The following is a 16,005-nucleotide window of genomic DNA, read 5'->3' as shown; positions in this document are numbered from 1 at the left end:
TGGTTGCAACACCCCCCCCCCCGGGGCGGGGGGGCCGGCGCCCCGCCCCCCCCCCGCGCCGGTGCTTCAGCGTGCACTGGCAGCGAGCCCGATCGTCACGTCGACCGTCTCGGGCGCACTGCAGCATCCACCGCTGTTCTTCTGCTCCGCGGGTGCGTCGAACACGCCGGCACCGCCGCACACCCCGGTTTCGGGCAGCACGAGCTCCACCCGTCCCGCCGACTCGTGGTCACCCGCGATCGCCGCCACGACTGATCGCGCCTGCTCGTAGCCGGTCAGCGACAGGAACGTCGGCGCGCGTCCGTAGCTCTTCATGCCGACCAGGTAGACGCCCGGTTCGGGGTGGCGCAGCTCGGCTTCCCCGTGCGGGTAGACGGTGCCGCACGAGTGGACGTTCGGGTCGATCAGCGGCGCGAGCTTCGCCGGCGCCTGCAGCACCGGGTCGAGGTCGAGCCGGATCTCCGACAGCCACGACAGGTCCGGCCGGAATCCGGTCAGCACCACGACCTCGTCGATGCCCTCGACCTGGTGGCCGTCGAACGACTCCAGGGTCAGGCTGCCGTCCGCCGCCCGTTCGACCGATGCCGTGCGGAACCCCGTGACCGTCTCGATGTGACCGGCCTCGGCGGCCTTCTTCGCCCGCAGCCCCAGCGCGCCGCGCGCCGGCAGCTGGTCCGCTTCGCCACCCCCGAAGGCGTTGCCGACCGCTCCTCGTCGCAGCAGCCACACGACCTTCGTGCCAGGTTCCCGCTCGGCCAGCTCCCCCAGCGCCACCAACGCGGTCAGCGCCGAGTGCCCGCTTCCCGCGATCGCGATCCGCTTGCCCGCGTACCGCGCCCGTTCGGCCCCGAGGTCCGGCACGCGGTAGTTGATCCGCGCTGCCGCTGCCTCCTCCCCTGCCGCAGGCAGGCCGTCACCGCCCAGCGGGTTAGGCGATCCCCACGTGCCGGACGCGTCGATCACCGCTCGCGCCGCGATCCGCTCCTCACCGTCGGCGGTCCGCACGTGCACCGTCAGCGGCTCGTCCTCACGACCGGCGTCGACCACCCGGTCGCGGCCACGCCGCGCGACGCCGACGACCCGTGCACCGAGCCGCACCCGGTCGCCGAGCACTTCGGCCAGCGGCCGCAGGTACGACTCGGCCCACTCCGCACCGGTCGGGTACGTGGCACCGTCCGGATGCACCCAGCCGGTCGGCGCCAGCAGCCGCTCGGCAGCCGGGTCGACCAGCTCGCTCCACCGGGAGAACAACCGGACGTGGCTCCACTGCGACACAGCGGCACCGGCCCGACCCCCGGCTTCCAGCACGAGCACCTGCTCGCCCCGCTCGACCAGGTGCGCTGCCGCCGACAAACCCGCAGGCCCGGCACCTACCACGACGACTGGCAACTCGTTCACGACACACCCCTTGTATCGACGTACTTCGAATCAATACCAGGGACTCTATCGACCGCCATCGATTGACGCAACCATCGATCTGTGTCGATATTTGCGGCATGACGACGACAGCGGCCTCACCGGCCGTGCTGGCCGCGGAGGACGCTGCGACCTACGCGGACTGGTTCGCGTGCCTTGCCGAACCGATCCGCGACGGCTGTTGCACACGGTGGCGACCCCCGGCCGCGCGATGACCGTCGGCGAGCTGACCGACATGCTGGGCATCAGCCTGCTCGCACCACGTGCGCAAACTGACCGAAGTCGGCTTTCTGCGGCTACACAAGGAGGGCACTGCCACGCACGTGAGCGTGAACCCGTCCTGCTGCACCGGCCTGCCACACGCTGCCGACATCGTCATGGGCATGCTCGCACCCCGCCCCTGCTGCCCGGAGAATCTGTCGCTCGACGTGACGGTCCGTGCGATGCGCGCCGATGACTGGGCCGCCGTCCGCCGCATCTACGCCGAAGGCGTCGCCACCGGAGACGCGACGTTCGAAACCGAAGTCCCCCAACGCAGGACGCTCGACACCAAGTGGCTGCCCCGAGCACCGCTGGATCGCCGAGATCGACGGCGAGGTCGCCGGCTGGGCAGCAGCGACACCAGTGTCCGCAAGGGGCTGCTACACCGGCGTGGCAGAGACATCCGTCTACGTGGGAGCCGGCTTCCGCGGCCGAGGCGTCGGCAAAACCCTGCTGCACAAACAGGTCACCGCAGCCGACACCGCCGGTCTGTGGACGTTGCAGACCTCGATCTTCCCCGAGAACCGCGCCAGCCTCGCCCTGCACCACTCCGCGGGCTTCCGCACCCTCGGCGTCCGCGAACGCATCGCACAACACCACGGCGTATGGCGCGACACCGTCTTTCTCGAACGCCGAACCGCCAACTAGCACCCATTTGACCACTCATCCGTCGCCGCGTGCTCGGCGACGGCTACTTCGAGGTGCCCATGAACAGCCACGACGCCACCATCATCGGCCGCGGCGGCCAATGAGAGCAGCTCTCGCTGAGCTGATCAACGATCACCTGAGCGTGGCCCTGCGGGAGTGCCTTGCCCGAGAGCCCGTCACGGCTTGACATGGTGTTGCCGTGGTGTCGTCGGCTTGGCACGGACCAGGCGTGTTGTCTGCGGAAGATCCGGGCTCGGTTATCGTTCGGCCTATCCGCGCCTGAATAGCGGGCCTGGGGACGGGTCGCTCGGACCCGTCCCGACCTCGGATGTTCCCTCTCGAGCCGAGCAACTGCGGGACTGCCTTCGATCAACCCATGAAGGCGGGGAGCTGACTTCACCACCAGTCTGCCAGCTGATGAGGTCGCGGCGATGGGACCTCCGGCAGCTCTACTCTTACGTCACGGTAGTATCCGTGTGACCGATCCGCCACGCCGGTCGTTGACCGCCTGTCGACGAGAAGTGCGCCCGGCATGGTCCGACGCCGCGCCCACTTCATCGACGAACGTGCGGTACCGAAGGGAGCGCCGGTGCTGGATCGCCGCGGGGCAAGCATCCGCGGAATCGAACGCGTGCGACGACTCGTTCCGCCACTGCTCGGACAAGCGACCGGAAACACGCGGAGAGCCACGGAGAACACGGACGGAACCACGTGCTTCTCCTATGTCGGAAAGTGGGACAGGTGACTGGGGTGCAGGCGACCAACGACGGTGTCGTGCGAAGCCTTGCGGGCTGGGGCCGGACGGCGCCGACCACGGCGCGCGTCCTCGCACCGGACCAGGTCGACGGGGTCATCGCGGCGGTGCGCGGCAGGACGCGGCGGGGCGTCCTCGCGCGCGGGCTGGGCCGGAGCTACGGCGACGCCGCACAGAATGCGGGCGGGCTGGTCCTTGACCTGCGGCGGCTCGACACCGTGCACTCGGTCGACCCAGATACCCGCATGGTGGATGTCGACGCGGGCGTGAGCCTGGACGCCCTCATGCGGCAGCTTCTCCCACTCGGCCTGTTCGTGCCCGTGACCCCCGGTACCCGGCAGGTGACCGTGGGCGGGGCAATCGCCGCCGACATCCACGGCAAGAACCACCACGTGGCGGGCAGCTTCGGCAACCACGTCGAGTCGCTGGATCTGCTCTGCGCCGACGGCACCGTGCGGACGGTCGGCCCCGGCCAGGACCCGGAGCTGTTCTGGGCGACGATCGGCGGGATGGGCCTGACCGGCATCGTGCTGCGCGCCCGTATCCGGATGAGCGCAGTGGAGACCGCCTACTGCGTGGTGGACACCGAGCGTGCCGACAACCTCGACGACCTCATGACCCGGCTGGCGGCCGACGACGACCGCTACACCTACTCGGTCGCCTGGTTCGACACGACGACCACCGGCGCCAGGATGGGCCGCGCCGTGCTGACCCGGGGCTGGTCCGCCACCCGCGACCAGCTGCCCCAGCGACTGCGGCGCGCACCATTCGCGTTCGACGCGAAGGAGCTGGTCAGTGCCCCACCGGTCGTTCCCAACGGACTACTCAACCGGTTCTCCATCACGGCCTTCAACGAGCTGTGGTTCCGGAAGGCGCCCCGGGAACGGCGTGGCGAGGTGCAGAGCATCGCCCAGTTCTTCCACCCGTTGGACGCCGTCCGCGACTGGAACCGGGTCTATGGGTCGCGTGGCTTCCTGCAGTACCAGTTCGTGGTGCCGTTCGGCGCCGAGGAGACACTGCGCCAGTGCGTCGAGCGCCTCTGCGCGTCGCCGTATGTCTCTTTCCTCAACGTCCTCAAGCGGTTCGGCGCCGGCAACCCGGCCCCGCTGTCGTTTCCGACTCCCGGCTGGACGCTCGCCGTGGACATTCCGGTCGCCGACGGGCTGGGCCGGTTGCTCGACGAGCTGGACGATCAGGTGGCCGGGGCCGGTGGCCGCCTCTACCTCGCGAAGGACTCTCGGCTGAGCCCGGCGATGGTGCGGCGGATGTACCCGCGCCTCGACGAGTGGCTGGCCGTGCGTCGCGCCGTCGACCCCGACGGTGTCTTCACCTCCGACCTGTCACGAAGGCTGATGCTGTGATCGATTCAGTGGGAAACCCGCACTCCGTCCTCCTCCTCGGAGGCACCTCCGAGATCGGCTTGGCCGTGGTCGAGCACCACGCCCGACAGCGGCCGCTCCGCGTCGTCCTGGCGGCCCGCCCGTCGGCGCGGCTGGATGCCGCGGTCGAGCGGCTGTCGACGCTAGGCTGCACCGTCCACTGTGTCCCGTTCGAGGCCCGTGACCCGGACAGCCACGCCACCGTGATCGGCAAGGCGTTTGCCGAGGGGGACATCGACCTCGCCGTCGTCGCACTGGGCGTGCTGGGCGACCAGGAGCAGGCGTGGCAGGACGTCGCGCTCGCCCGGGAGCTGGCGGAGGTCAACTACGTCGCCCCCGTGATCCTGGGTGTGCTGCTGGCGCAACGGATGCGCGAGCAGGGGCACGGCGCGATCGTGGCGCTGTCCTCGGTGGCGGGTGAGCGTGTCCGTCGGTCGAACTTCGGCTACGGCTCCAGCAAGGCGGGCATGGACGGCTTCTTCCTGGGGCTTGGCGAGGCCCTTCAACCCCACGGGGTTCGCGTTCTTGTGGTTCGGCCCGGTTTCGTGCGCACCCGCATGACCGAGGGCATGCGCCCGGCACCGCTTTCGGTGACACCGGAGGAGGTGGCGACCGCGGTGGCGCAGGGGCTGAGCCGGGGCAAGGAGCTCGTCTGGGTGCCTGGACCGCTGCGGTTCGTCATGTCGGCGTTGCGGCACGTGCCGCGGGCGTTGTTCCGGCGGCTGCCCGTCTGAGCTTGATTCTTGACCTCCGCGTGGGTTGACGCGAACCTTGGTTGATCATTCGTCTTGCGACAGCACGAGATCGACACAAGGGCTGCGGTGATCACCGTGCGCGATCCCGATCGGGAGACGGTGCTCGGCGGGTCGGCCGGATTCAGCCAGGTGTTCTGCGAGTGTCTGACCACGCGGCGGATGCGTTGTTCGAGCTGGCCGACGCGGTGCTGTGTACCGAAGGCCCGGTCCGCTCGCTGGCGGGCCGACCTCGCACGCCTGCGGAATCTTGTTGCCGCACAACGGTTACTCAGGGCAACTGACGACCGCATCGTGCCAGCAGTGGACGTGTCGCCGTGGCGGCGCCCGGACGCCAACACTTCACCAGAGCGATCGTTCTGCCACACCTACGGCCGCGACAAAAGGCCAGCACCTGATGATCCCCGACTGGCCCTACTGGATCGTGGCCGCGCTGAAGACCGACCGCACTGCTGGACGCGATCCGGGTGCGCCCATGCCGACCGCTACCCGAGGTTGAAGGATCAGGGTGTCACGGCGAACCGGTGGCCGGGATGACACTGGTCTCGCTCGTCCTCTCGCGCTGATCCACAACTCGTCGGAGATCGGCGATGGTCCGCCGAAGCAGGTCAGAGCGCTCTTATGCCCCGGCTGCCGCCCAGTTGGTGGCGAGTAGCGTGATCAGTAGACGCTTGCGTTTGTCCTGGACTACCGCCATCTGCGGGCGGCCGGGTGGCCAGAGGATCTCACTCCGCACGCGCCCGACGCGGGTTTCGCAACATCCGCACGAAGAACGCCTCCCCAAGCCGGCGCACCGAAATCCTCGCACCCAGGCCCCGGATGGCCACCCGGCGCCTTGAACCAGCTCGGGGCTCCACGCCACCACGTCGGACGCGTCCTCGCTGCCGGCGAGGCCTGCCAACGCCCCACGCGCCACAAGACAGGTACCAAACCCAAACCATGCCGAACGGATCAAAGACCAAGCCGAGTCGTCTTCCGCGGGGGCCGTCCTGGCGCCGCGATGGCGCTGCCGGTCCCCCGCCGTCCTGGGCAGGATCAGTGGAGGTATAGGGCGGCTCCCAGGCATCCCACCCAGAGCAGCCCCAGGACCTGGAGCGTGCGGTCGACAAGGATCGCGTCCTCCGGCGCCCCCGCCCGACCCCGGTCCACGTCCAGGCCATAGCAGAACACGGCCAGCACGAAGGGAACCACTGAGAGGACCGACAGCCGCGAGTCGGAAACCTCGTGAATGTCGAACGCCCACAGCGCATAGGAACTCATCATCACCGACGCAGCGGTGATCCACACGAACCGCAGGTAGGAGTGGGTGTAGGCGTCGAGTACGCGGCGCACCTCCCGTCCTGTGTCGGCCACCAGCACCACCTCCGCGTACCGCTTGCCCGCCACCACGAACAATGAGCCGAACCCGCTGACCAGCAGGAACCAGTGAGACAGGGCGATCCCGGTCGCGGCACCACCGGCGATGGCGCGGAGAAGGAAGCCGGAGGCGACGATGCCCATCTCGATCACGGGCTGGTGCTTGAGCCCGAAGCAGTAGGCAAGCTGCACCGCCTCGTAGACGGCCAGGACGCCAACCAGCGGCAGGGCCACCCAGGCGGCCGTGCCCAGCGCGGCACAGAGGAGGACGACAGCCGTGGTCGCCGCCAGCCAGACCGGCACGCGACCGGCGGCGATCGGCCGGTCGCGCTTGACCGGGTGCTGCCGGTCCGCCTCGCGGTCCCGGATGTCGTTGACGAGGTAGATGCCGGACGCCGCCAGCGCGAACGCGAGGAACGCGACGGCCGACTGCGTCAGCACTGGAACGCTCCCCAGCTCACCGGCGGCAAACGGCGCGGCCAGTACCAACACGTTCTTCGTCCACTGCCGGGGACGCAGCGCCGCGAACAGGCTGCCGGTGATGTGCAGGGGGGACGTGCGGGAATCTGGCGGGGCGACGGTTTCCGTTGCAGTCATCGATGCCCTCCGCCGTCCGCCCGGTCGGCTCGCAGCCGGCGCCGGAAACCGGCGCCCACCGCCGCGCCCAGCACGGAGCCGGCCACGAGGTCGCTGGGATAGTGCACGCCGAGGACCAGGCGGCTGAGCAACATCGGGGGCAGTACCGCGACGGCGAGCCGACCGGCCCTGCTTCCGGCGAAAAGCACAGCCGCCGCGGTCGTGGAGGCGGCGTGCGCCGACGGGAAGCTCAGCCGGCTCGGCGTGCTCGCCAGAACGCGCACACGCGGGTCGCTGGGGCGCTGCCGCCGCACAACACGCTTGACCACAATGGACAGCCCGTGGGCGGCGGCGACCCCGCCCGCGCGCAGCAGCCAGGAACGGCGCCGTGACCGGTCGCCGACGACGCTCGCCACCAGCGCCAGAGCCAGCCAACCCGCGGCGTGCTCACCGAACAGCGACAGTGCACGGGCGCCCTGTACGACGGCCGGGGAGCGACTCGCTCTCCGCTGGACCGCGCACAGCACCGCCGTCTCGTGACGTCCGAGCATCTCAGGAGACCTCCGCGAGTCGTTGTTCCGGGCTGCGTGGTGGTCTGCCGGGCGGGAGCAGCCAGCGGCTCCCAGGCCTGGACACCACGAACAGCAGGAGAAGACCGCCGACGGCGGCCAGGACGTAGCTGTTGCCGAGCAGATGCTGCGCCGCGGTCCAGCTCAGCTCGCGCCGATCTCCACCAGGCAACAGGCTGTGCGGCGCGATGAGGAGGCCCACCGCACTCGCCGCGGTCACCACCGCCCACCGCGCGCTACGGAGGTGCAGCGCATAGGTCTCCATCACCAACATCGCGGGTGCGACCCAGACCCAGTGATGCGACCAGGAGGTCGGGGAGATCAGCACCGCGACCAGTGCGGTCACCACCAGGGCGAGGCTGGCCTCGGCCCGGCGGATGAGCGGCACGGCGAGCAAGATCAGCAGCACCGTCGCCACCGCCCACAGTGCCTTGGACGCCGAGACCGGAAGGTCGAACCGCGCCAACATCCCCTGGATCGACTGGTTGGTATGGAAGGGCGAGCCGCTGATGCCCGACGTTGGCAGGCCCCCGAACCAGAAGCGAGCAGAGGCCGCGGGCGCGACGAGGAAGCCCAGCAGTGTGGCGCCCACTCCGCTCACGACGGCGGTGATCGCCGCGCGGTAGTCGCCACGGACGATGAAGAACAGCAGGAACGCCGCCGGGGTCAGCTTGATCGCCGCAGCCACCCCGACCAGCAGGCCGCGTGGCCAGCGAGACCGTGGGCTGAGACAGTCAACGGCGACCAGCGCCATCAACACGAGGTTGACCTGGCCGAACCGGAAGGTCCCCAGCACGGGCTCCAACAGCAGTGCCGGCGGCAGGGTGAGCGATACCACGGTAAGCGCGGCCCTCGTGCCGCCGGCCGGCCACAACCGTCGCGCGGTCACGTACAGCGTGGCGCCCAGTGCCAGGACCGACGTCCCTACCAGCGCTCCAACCGCCACCGACCACGGGAGCACGACGAACGGAGCGAGGACCAGCGCGGCGAACGGTGGGTAAATGAACGGCAGGGGCACTGGCAACGGCCCGTAGGGGTCACCGCCCTGCCACCACGCCGTGACGCCGGCCCGGTAGACATCGAGGTCGATGTGCTTGTCGTAGGTGTGCGCGTACAGCAACCCCACCGCAAGGACGACGGCGGGCACACCGAACCACACAAGGGTCGTCCGGGCGAGCAGGAGTGCCCGCACCGAGGCCACGACAGCCGCTCGACGGTCGTGCGCGACACGCCCCGTCAAGGCCTCATCACCTGCGGAGGCCGCAGCGACCAGACGAGGCCAGCGCTCCCGTTCCTGGCAGGAGAAACGGGGCGAAAACCAGCCTCGTTGCCCTCCTCGGACATCACGGGACCTAGGCGAGACATTGTTCCCCCATCGGCGAAATCCTTCTTCCTCTGTAAGTGACGCGCAGGGACTGACACGGACCTACCAGTGAGCCACGCAATGCGTCGCGGGCCGGGCGATGTCTCGACCTGCCATACCTTCGGAGACAGCGCCCACGAACCAGCGCGCCCGATAAACAACAGTAACGAGAGAGTAGATTTGCGCGCCCGTCGGGGCCACAACCACACCGAGACCGCAAGTCAACCCTTTCGCCTGTTGCCTCAGAGAAGTCGGCGAGCGCGTCCCGCCACGTACCGCATTCCATCCCGAAGTGTGGTTGGCGCCGAGATCTCCACGTACTGCCGTGGAACAGCAGCGTCGGCGGCTTGAGCGGAGGCGGGCTGCGGACCAGGTCGAACCGGTCGAAGCCGACGCCGGCGTGCCAGCCGGACACCAGTTCGGCGATCGGCTTCAGCCACGTCGGCACGCCCAGGTCTGCGCCCGCAGGTTCAGCGTCTGCGTCCAGTTGGCCACGCGTAGTCGACCACCACGCCGTTGACCGCCTCGGTGGAGCCTTCGCCCTCGGGCCACTCCGCAAGTCCGCTCAACGCATGGGACTGGAGAGCAAGCAGTTCCACAACGCGGGCAAGCTCAGGATGGCCCGCGGCGCCGGAGCCCACACCGTTGCAAGCACCTCAACCCTCCCTCAATACTACCCTAACGTTAGAGTAACATTGAGCGAGGGTTGAGGGTGCAGCCGACATGCTCCTGCGCCCATTCGGCGACAGCGGAACGGATCTTCATGATGACACCAACTCCCGCTCCCGCCAGTCGCGGCAGGGTTCTCGGACTGCTTGCCGGTGGCGCGCTGGGTGATGCCCTGGGGGCGCCCTTCGAGGGGCAGTCGGCGGTCGCCGCGGCGGAGCTGACTGAACATGAGAAGTCGGGTACCCGACTGACGCACACCGATGACACAGCGCTGGCGCTGGTCCTTGCCCGGCACCTGGCCGATCGCCGAGACGAGCGCGGTGTTGATGGTGACATGCTGGCACTGGAGCTTGCGCAGGCATGGAAGGCCGAGCCGTGGCGTGGTTACGGTTCCGGTGCGCAGCATGTCCTCGGTCTGATCGAGGCCGGGGTGCCTTGGAGCCGGGCGGCCCGCGCGACGTTCGGTGGGCAGGGTTCCTACGGCAACGGTGCGGCCATGCGGGTTGCGCCGGTCGCGCTGGTGGCGACGAGCCTGCACCACGCGGCAGAGCTGGGGCGCCGGAGTGCCGAGGTCACCCATGCGCACGAAGACGGACAGCTCGGTGCCGCGTGCCTGGCGGGGGCGGCATATCTGGCCCTGCACAGCACTCCGGGGCGTCGGCTCGACGTTGCTCGCCTTCTTCAGGACCTGGGCAGGGTTGTCCGGTCGCGGTCGTGGCACCAGAAGTTCGACCGGATCGGCGAGCTGATCCGGCATGAGGTCGCGCCTGGACATGCGGCCCGTGCACTGGGCAACGACGTGTCCGCGTTGGGGTCGGTTCCCTTGGCACTACTGGCGTTCCTGGGGCGGTGTGACGAAGCCGCGGAGACGATCCGGTATGCGGTGCTCGCCGGAGGCGACACCGACACCATCGCCTCGATGGCCGGCGCACTGGTGGGAGCACGCAACGGTGCGGCCGCGTTTCCCGAGTCCTGGACCAGTCGCCTGGAAGCAACTGAGCAGCTCGGCCGTCTGGCCGACCAAATTTCGACCGCGAGTCGCACCCGTTCATCAGGCGAGGAGAATCATGCCGGTTCAGATGTCGTCGGGACGCAACGCGGTGCGGGCTCTGGTGGCGGCTGACGGCAGGTTCCTGCTGGAGGAAAGCGATGCGGCCAGGAGCACGGCCAGCGCCGTGCTGGCTGTCGGCGATGACGACTTCGTGGTCACGGTGGTCAGCGACGACTGGCGGGCGGAGTTGACACTGCGATGGGGCAGGCACTTGCTGGAGGAGCTCGATGGTGAGCCTGTGGTGATGTGCCGCCGGGCGCGGTCGTGGGCGGATGAGTTGACACAGGGTCGGATCCCGTAGTCATGAGCGCCACACAGATCTGCCGCTGTCCGATTCAGACGATCAGCCTACCGATTCCGCTGCTGCCGATGGCGGTTGGGACATCGAGTACTGACTCCACTGCGGTACACACGGCCGCTGCATTGCGCTCGACCATGGGCGACGTCCAGTGTGGCGTCGATTCGCACCAGCGGCTTGACTACCGCGTGGTGGCGACGTGGTGAGCCAGGCGGTCATGGGCACTATTACCGGGAACGGCGTCGGCGGAGATGATGTAGTCGCCCACGGGGAAGATCTGCTGATGTCCGTCGATGACCCCAGGGGTGGGTTCGTCCAGCCGCAGGCGCAGCACAGCGCCTGCCGGTTCGCTGCGGTCGCGGCGGCCGTCAGTGTCGCGGTGGCACAGCCGCATGCGGTTGCCCTGCGGTTCGACGGCCAGCACGCGGGCGAGGACCTCCGGCAGGTCAGCGACCTGGTAGTGGATGAGTCCGTCGAGTTGGAACCGGTCTGAGATGCGGTCGCGCAGGCCGTCGGCGGTCTGGATGGACAATGCGGGCGCTGGACGCAGCCGGAAAGTCGCCGAGTCTGCGGGATGCGCCACGGGCTCGATCAGGCGGCAGCCCCAGTGCGCGGCGCACCGTGCGGCGGTCGGGACCAACGACGGTCGCGTGGCCACGACCGCCCGCACATCGACGGCGGGAATGGCGCCGAACCGAGGATCGGTCGGCAGGTCCAAGACGCGATGCTGGAGGGCACCGGCGATGTCGCGGACTGTGCCGCGGATCTCGCGGCTGTGCTTTTCGAAGCCCCGTACCACCGCCACCGCCGAGACGGTCGGCTGTGACGGAGACTGCGGCAATGTGCTGATGGCATCGCGCAGCACCTGCTCGAGAGAGCCCAGGGCATGCGAATGGCCCGCGGCGGTGGCAGATGCGGGCACCGAGGATCGGATGGACACATTGCTCCCGTTCTGGCGGCGAGATGGAGTGTGACGACCAATACCGGAACACTACCCTCACGTTACGGTAGAGTCGCGCGCATGGAGAACAGCAACACCGTGGGCGCAGTCACACGCATCGAGATCATCGATGCCACCGAGTCCGCGTTCAGCGGCGCGTCCGCCAGCAAGCAGGAGATCATCACAGCGGCGGTCAAGCAGGAGAGCAGCACCGACCTGGTGAGCCTGCTGGAGCGATTGCCGGACCGGCAGTTCGCTCATGTCCGCGACCTGTGGACGTACTTGCCAGAGGTGCCGATCGGCGACTGAAACCCATTCAGCGGCACGCGCCCGAAACCTGCATCGAAGCGGTCACGACGAAGGCATCGCCGTGGCGGTTCCCGCTCGAGCGCAGGTGCCGGACAGGGCATCCGCACACCAGCCATACCCCCAATACATACCTTAACGTAACTGTAGACTCTGCGCGAACTCTGAACCAGGAGATGGCGTTGACCGACGTGCAGATTCGGGACGAAGAACAAGAGCGGGAGCATCTGGCTGCGACGATGCGTCTGCTGATGACGGAACTGGGGCAGCTCAACGGTTCCATCGACAAGTCCGCCAGGACCGTCAAAGACCAGAAGGAGCACATGTGGACGCACTGGCGCGACATGGACAGCGCGGAGAAGGCCAGCTTCCGCACTGAGATCAACCTGTCGGTGCTTCAGGGCGAACACGCGGTGATGAGACGGCAGCGCATCATGCGACTGCTGGAGTCTCCCTACTTCGGGCGCGTCGACTTCCGCAGGAGCGACGACGCCACCGCCAGTGCCTACTACATCGGAGTGCACAACCTCTCCGAGCCCGATACCCAGGAGATCGTGGTCCACGACTGGCGGGCACCGGTGTCGAGTCTGTACTACGACTTCGAGGCCGGGGAGGCGCACTTCGAGGCGCCGAAGGGCGTTGTTCACGGCCAGATCACCGGCAAACGTCAGTACAAGATCCAGGGTGGGCGCCTGGAGTTCATGTTCGAAAGCGCGCTCAACATCGGCGACGACGTGCTGCAGCGGGAGCTGGGCCGGTCCGCGGACGACAAGATGAAGAACATCGTCGCGACCATCCAGCGGGAACAGAACGCCGTCATCCGCAACGAGACGGCGCAGGTGCTGATCCTGCAGGGGGTCGCGGGCTCCGGAAAGACGTCGATCGCCCTGCACAGGGTGGCGTTCCTGCTCTACCGCTTCAAGGACACCCTCTCGTCCGACAACGTCATGATCCTGTCCCCCAACAAGGTCTTCGGCGACTACATCGCCAACGTGCTTCCCGAGTTGGGCGAGGAGCAGATCGCGGAGATCGACTTCGACAAGATCGCGGGCAGGTTCCTGACCAAGGCCACCGGCTACGAGACGTTCAGCGAGCAGGTGGTAAAGCTGCTCGAGCACGCCGACGCGGCGGCCACCGCACGCATGCGCTACAAGGCGGCGGCCGAGTTCGTCACCTCGCTCGACGCGTGGATCACCTCGCGAGCGGACGAGGAGTTCTCGGCGGCGGAGATCGAGCAGAAGGGCAACAGGCTCCCGGCGCAGTGGGTCGCGGACATGTTCAACGAGTCACTGAGCCTTCCGGTCTTCACGCGGCTGGACCGCGTGGCGAACAGCGCGGTACACGTGCTCAAGCACAAGGTTGTGGACAAGGGCGGCAAGTGGACCGCTGCCGACACCGCCGGCATCCGCAAACAGGTCAGCGCCATGTTCCCGTACCGGGACGCGTTCGCGGTGTACAAGGCGTTCTACGCGGATCCGGACCGCAAAGGTCTGTTCAAGCCGTTGGGGCGCAAGAAGATCGAGTACGCCGACGTCTTTCCGTTGATCTACACGATGATCAGGACTGCTCGGCAGGACTCGTACGGCAACATCCGTCATCTGCTGATCGACGAGATGCAGGACTACACGCCGATCCAGTACGCCGTGGTGCGTGAGCTGTTCTCCTGCAAGATGACGATCCTCGGTGACGCCAACCAGTCGGTGAACCCGTTCAGCTCTTCGTCGCTGCCGACGATCCGCGGCATCTTCCCGGAAGCCGACTGCCTGGAGCTGTGCAAGAGCTATCGCTCCACCACCGAGATCACGGAGTTCGCCCAGAACATCTCCCGCAACGACAAGCTCGTCTCGATCGAGCGCCACGGGTTGCCGCCTCGGGTCCTCGCCTGCGCGGACCAGCAGCGACAGATCCTGTCGCTGATCCAGGAGCACCACCACAGCGATCACCGCTCTCTCGGCATCATCTGCAAGACGGTCGCCCAGGCGGAGAAGCTCTATCACACCTTGTCCGAGGCGGGTGTCGAGCTGACCTTCATCGACTACGACAGCACGGCGTTCGCCGGCGGCATCATCATCACCTCGGCGCACATCTCCAAGGGGCTGGAGTTCGACGCGGTGATCGTGCCGGACGTCGACGACGCGAACTACGCCGACGAGATCGACAAGTGCATGCTCTACATAGCCTGCACCAGAGCCATGCACGAACTCCACCTGACCCACGAGGGATCAGTCTCGCGCTTCCTGGAATTCGCCCAGCGGGTACATGCCGCCTGACCGGGCGCAGGTGAGCTGGCGGCACCGGCCGACGTCATTCCGGTGCCGCGCCGGACCGCCGCCGGCGTCGTGTCTGCCACTCCTCTTCAGCGCTGTACAGGATCTCGCTCGCCATGCTGCTGAGGGCGTCCACGGTTCCGCCTCCGGCAAGGAACACCTGCATCGGCGACCGTCTGCGGCCAGCAGCGTCGGCCGGCACGGAGCCGAGATCATCCTCCCGCGGTTCATCTGCCACAACGATCTCCTTCCGAAGACGTCCAGACCTGGTCCGCACACTTACCTTGTCGCAGGTGTGTCCGGCTGACGCGGTGGCGTGGAGGCGACCCAGCGCGCGGCGGGTTGTTCGACAGTGCGGGTGAGCAGCCAGCCGAGTGCGATCGAGGCGGTGACCATGGCGGCGGACTGGACCGCCGGCGATGCCCCCGCCAGGCGCAGCTGGTACATGACGGTGTAGCCGATGTTGTGGTTGACCAGGTAGATGCCGTAGGAGATGCCCGCCAGCCAGACCAGTGGCCGCAGGGCGGGGTGTGACCAGTCCGGGCCGGTCGCGGCGGCGGCGATCAGGCCGCACGCCACGCCCAGCGCCAGCGATGACGGCAGGTCCTCGGTGTGGAAGTGATGTGCGGCGACAGCGGCCGGGATCATCAGCAGGATGGTGTGACCGGAGCGCCCGGTGGCCCACAGCCACAATGCCGCGCCCACCGCGAACAGATGCGTGCGATGCACACCGAGGTCGCCGTGCAACGTCGCGAGGGCCCCACTGTCGTCCAGTGGGAGCACGACCGCGCTGATCACGACCGGGATGACGACCGCAGCCCACAGCACGACCCGCAACCACCAGCCGCTTGAGCATCGCGTCCGCCACAGCATCGCCGCGGCGGCGAACGCCATCACCTGCAGCGGCACCGTCCAGTAGCTGGGATCGACCAGATCGAGCTCGTCCAACAGGCTGGGAGGCAGGATCAGCAGTGTGGCGGTCAGATCCTCGCTGTCACGGTGCAACGCATCCGGCCCGAACCAGCGCGTGAGGGCATAGGTGAGGACAGAGGCGACGGCGAACGGCGGCAGCATCCGGCCAAGACGGTTGCGCACCAACAACCACGGTCCGGATGAGCGCAAGGTCTGGCAGATGAAGTAAGCGGAGATCACCATCAGTGTGCTGGCGCCCACCTGGACGCTCATCTCGAAGGGCCGGGCACCGAGTTCGGGCACCAGCAGCGGCCCGCCCCAGGTCGCGTGTTGCACAACGACCAGCAGGATCGCCGCCGCGCGCAGCACGTCCCAGCTGTTTCGACGCCGCGTAACAGGAGGCCGGTTGCGGCCGGTCACACGATTGCCGTTCCATAGACACCATCTGCGCCACGGCATTGCCGACCTCGACGCCTCAACAGCCACCG

The 16,005-nt window shown here is 68.1% G+C and carries 14 protein-coding genes and 1 pseudogene; 8 read left to right on the top strand and 7 right to left on the bottom strand.

Translation table 11 applies throughout. The annotated features are described in order from the left end of the window. Nucleotides 1-66 precede the first annotated feature (66 nt). Nucleotides 67-1,398 (bottom strand): NAD(P)-binding domain-containing protein, encoded by a 1,332-nt coding sequence (locus AB0M48_RS11255; RefSeq protein WP_363839042.1) that lies wholly within the window; start codon nt 1,396-1,398, stop codon nt 67-69. Between the two features lie 98 nt (nt 1,399-1,496). Here AB0M48_RS11255 and AB0M48_RS11250 point away from each other — a divergent pair. The 4 genes and pseudogenes from AB0M48_RS11250 (at nt 1,497) to AB0M48_RS11235 (ending at nt 5,747) form a co-directional block, all read left to right on the top strand. After that, nucleotides 1,497-2,325 (top strand): annotated as a pseudogene (locus tag AB0M48_RS11250) (GNAT family N-acetyltransferase). A gap of 741 nt (nt 2,326-3,066) precedes the next feature. Further along, nucleotides 3,067-4,440, top strand: a complete 1,374-nt coding sequence (locus AB0M48_RS11245; RefSeq protein ID WP_363839039.1) for an FAD-binding oxidoreductase — start codon at nt 3,067-3,069, stop codon at nt 4,438-4,440. After that, nucleotides 4,437-5,192 carry a decaprenylphospho-beta-D-erythro-pentofuranosid-2-ulose 2-reductase gene (locus AB0M48_RS11240; RefSeq protein WP_363839036.1) on the top strand — a complete coding sequence of 252 codons (756 nt, stop codon included), beginning with the start codon at nt 4,437-4,439 and terminating at the stop codon, nt 5,190-5,192. The genes AB0M48_RS11245 and AB0M48_RS11240 overlap by 4 nt, the downstream gene beginning before the upstream one ends. A gap of 180 nt (nt 5,193-5,372) precedes the next feature. After that, the gene (locus AB0M48_RS11235) at nt 5,373-5,747 is read left to right on the top strand and encodes a transposase (RefSeq protein ID WP_363839920.1); all 375 of its coding nucleotides are present in this window, start codon (nt 5,373-5,375) and stop codon (nt 5,745-5,747) included. Nucleotides 5,748-6,245: 498 nt separating this feature from the next. Here the strand turns inward: AB0M48_RS11235 and AB0M48_RS11230 are convergent, their stop codons facing one another. The 3 genes from AB0M48_RS11230 to AB0M48_RS11220 are packed head-to-tail and all read right to left on the bottom strand — an operon-like array spanning nt 6,246 to nt 8,951. Then, nucleotides 6,246-7,163: a decaprenyl-phosphate phosphoribosyltransferase gene (locus AB0M48_RS11230; protein WP_363839032.1), complete on the bottom strand. Its 918-nt coding sequence runs from the start codon at nt 7,161-7,163 to the stop codon at nt 6,246-6,248. Continuing rightward, entirely contained in the window at nt 7,160-7,693 is a 534-nt protein-coding gene (locus tag AB0M48_RS11225) for a phosphatase PAP2 family protein (protein WP_363839028.1), read from the bottom strand. Before AB0M48_RS11225 ends, AB0M48_RS11230 begins: the two co-directional genes overlap by 4 nt. A gap of 1 nt (nt 7,694) precedes the next feature. Next, entirely contained in the window at nt 7,695-8,951 is a 1,257-nt protein-coding gene (locus tag AB0M48_RS11220) for a glycosyltransferase 87 family protein (RefSeq protein ID WP_363839025.1), read from the bottom strand. A gap of 889 nt (nt 8,952-9,840) precedes the next feature. Here AB0M48_RS11220 and AB0M48_RS11215 point away from each other — a divergent pair. Together AB0M48_RS11215 and AB0M48_RS11210 are read left to right on the top strand one after the other, a co-directional pair. Beyond that, nucleotides 9,841-10,866 carry an ADP-ribosylglycohydrolase family protein gene (locus AB0M48_RS11215; protein ID WP_363839022.1) on the top strand — a complete coding sequence of 342 codons (1,026 nt, stop codon included), beginning with the start codon at nt 9,841-9,843 and terminating at the stop codon, nt 10,864-10,866. Continuing rightward, on the top strand, nt 10,856-11,095 hold the full coding sequence (locus AB0M48_RS11210; RefSeq protein WP_363839019.1) for a hypothetical protein: 240 nt from the start codon (nt 10,856-10,858) through the stop codon (nt 11,093-11,095). The genes AB0M48_RS11215 and AB0M48_RS11210 overlap by 11 nt, the downstream gene beginning before the upstream one ends. Nucleotides 11,096-11,273: 178 nt before the next feature. On the opposite strand, the gene AB0M48_RS11205 is transcribed toward AB0M48_RS11210, so the two are convergent. Next, nucleotides 11,274-11,897, bottom strand: a complete 624-nt coding sequence (locus AB0M48_RS11205) for a hypothetical protein (RefSeq protein ID WP_363839016.1) — start codon at nt 11,895-11,897, stop codon at nt 11,274-11,276. Between the two features lie 216 nt (nt 11,898-12,113). Here AB0M48_RS11205 and AB0M48_RS11200 point away from each other — a divergent pair, with 216 nt between their 5' ends. After that, nucleotides 12,114-12,341, top strand: coding sequence for a DUF2795 domain-containing protein (locus tag AB0M48_RS11200; RefSeq protein ID WP_363839013.1), 228 nt, complete (start codon nt 12,114-12,116; stop codon nt 12,339-12,341). Nucleotides 12,342-12,577: 236 nt separating this feature from the next. Beyond that, complete coding sequence (locus AB0M48_RS11195; RefSeq protein WP_363839010.1) at nt 12,578-14,608, top strand: UvrD-helicase domain-containing protein; 2,031 nt, start codon at nt 12,578-12,580, stop codon at nt 14,606-14,608. 34 nt (nt 14,609-14,642) lie between these two features. Here AB0M48_RS11195 and AB0M48_RS11190 read toward each other — a convergent pair whose 3' ends face one another. Both AB0M48_RS11190 and AB0M48_RS11185 read right to left on the bottom strand, forming a co-directional pair. Beyond that, the gene (locus tag AB0M48_RS11190; RefSeq protein ID WP_363839007.1) at nt 14,643-14,843 is read right to left on the bottom strand and encodes a hypothetical protein; all 201 of its coding nucleotides are present in this window, start codon (nt 14,841-14,843) and stop codon (nt 14,643-14,645) included. Nucleotides 14,844-14,884: 41 nt separating this feature from the next. Next, nucleotides 14,885-15,886, bottom strand: coding sequence for an acyltransferase (locus tag AB0M48_RS11185; protein ID WP_363839002.1), 1,002 nt, complete (start codon nt 15,884-15,886; stop codon nt 14,885-14,887). Between the last annotated feature and the right edge of the window lie 119 nt (nt 15,887-16,005).

The organism is Lentzea sp. NPDC051208 (assembly GCF_040682435.1).
GTDB lineage: Bacteria > Actinomycetota > Actinomycetes > Mycobacteriales > Pseudonocardiaceae > Lentzea > Lentzea kristufekii.
This window is presented reverse-complemented; position numbering and strand designations above follow the sequence as displayed.

Excerpts from the sequence above, each read along its gene's own strand:
- AB0M48_RS11235 (WP_363839920.1), top strand. The coding sequence starts at position 5,373 with ATGCGTTGTTCGAGCTGGCCGACGCGGTGCTGTGTACCGAAGGCCCGG.
- AB0M48_RS11230 (WP_363839032.1), bottom strand. The coding sequence starts at position 7,163 with ATGACTGCAACGGAAACCGTCGCCCCGCCAGATTCCCGCACGTCCCCC.
- AB0M48_RS11225 (WP_363839028.1), bottom strand. The coding sequence starts at position 7,693 with ATGCTCGGACGTCACGAGACGGCGGTGCTGTGCGCGGTCCAGCGGAGA.
- AB0M48_RS11215 (WP_363839022.1), top strand. The coding sequence starts at position 9,841 with ATGACACCAACTCCCGCTCCCGCCAGTCGCGGCAGGGTTCTCGGACTG.
- AB0M48_RS11200 (WP_363839013.1), top strand. The coding sequence starts at position 12,114 with ATGGAGAACAGCAACACCGTGGGCGCAGTCACACGCATCGAGATCATC.
- AB0M48_RS11195 (WP_363839010.1), top strand. The coding sequence starts at position 12,578 with ATGCGTCTGCTGATGACGGAACTGGGGCAGCTCAACGGTTCCATCGAC.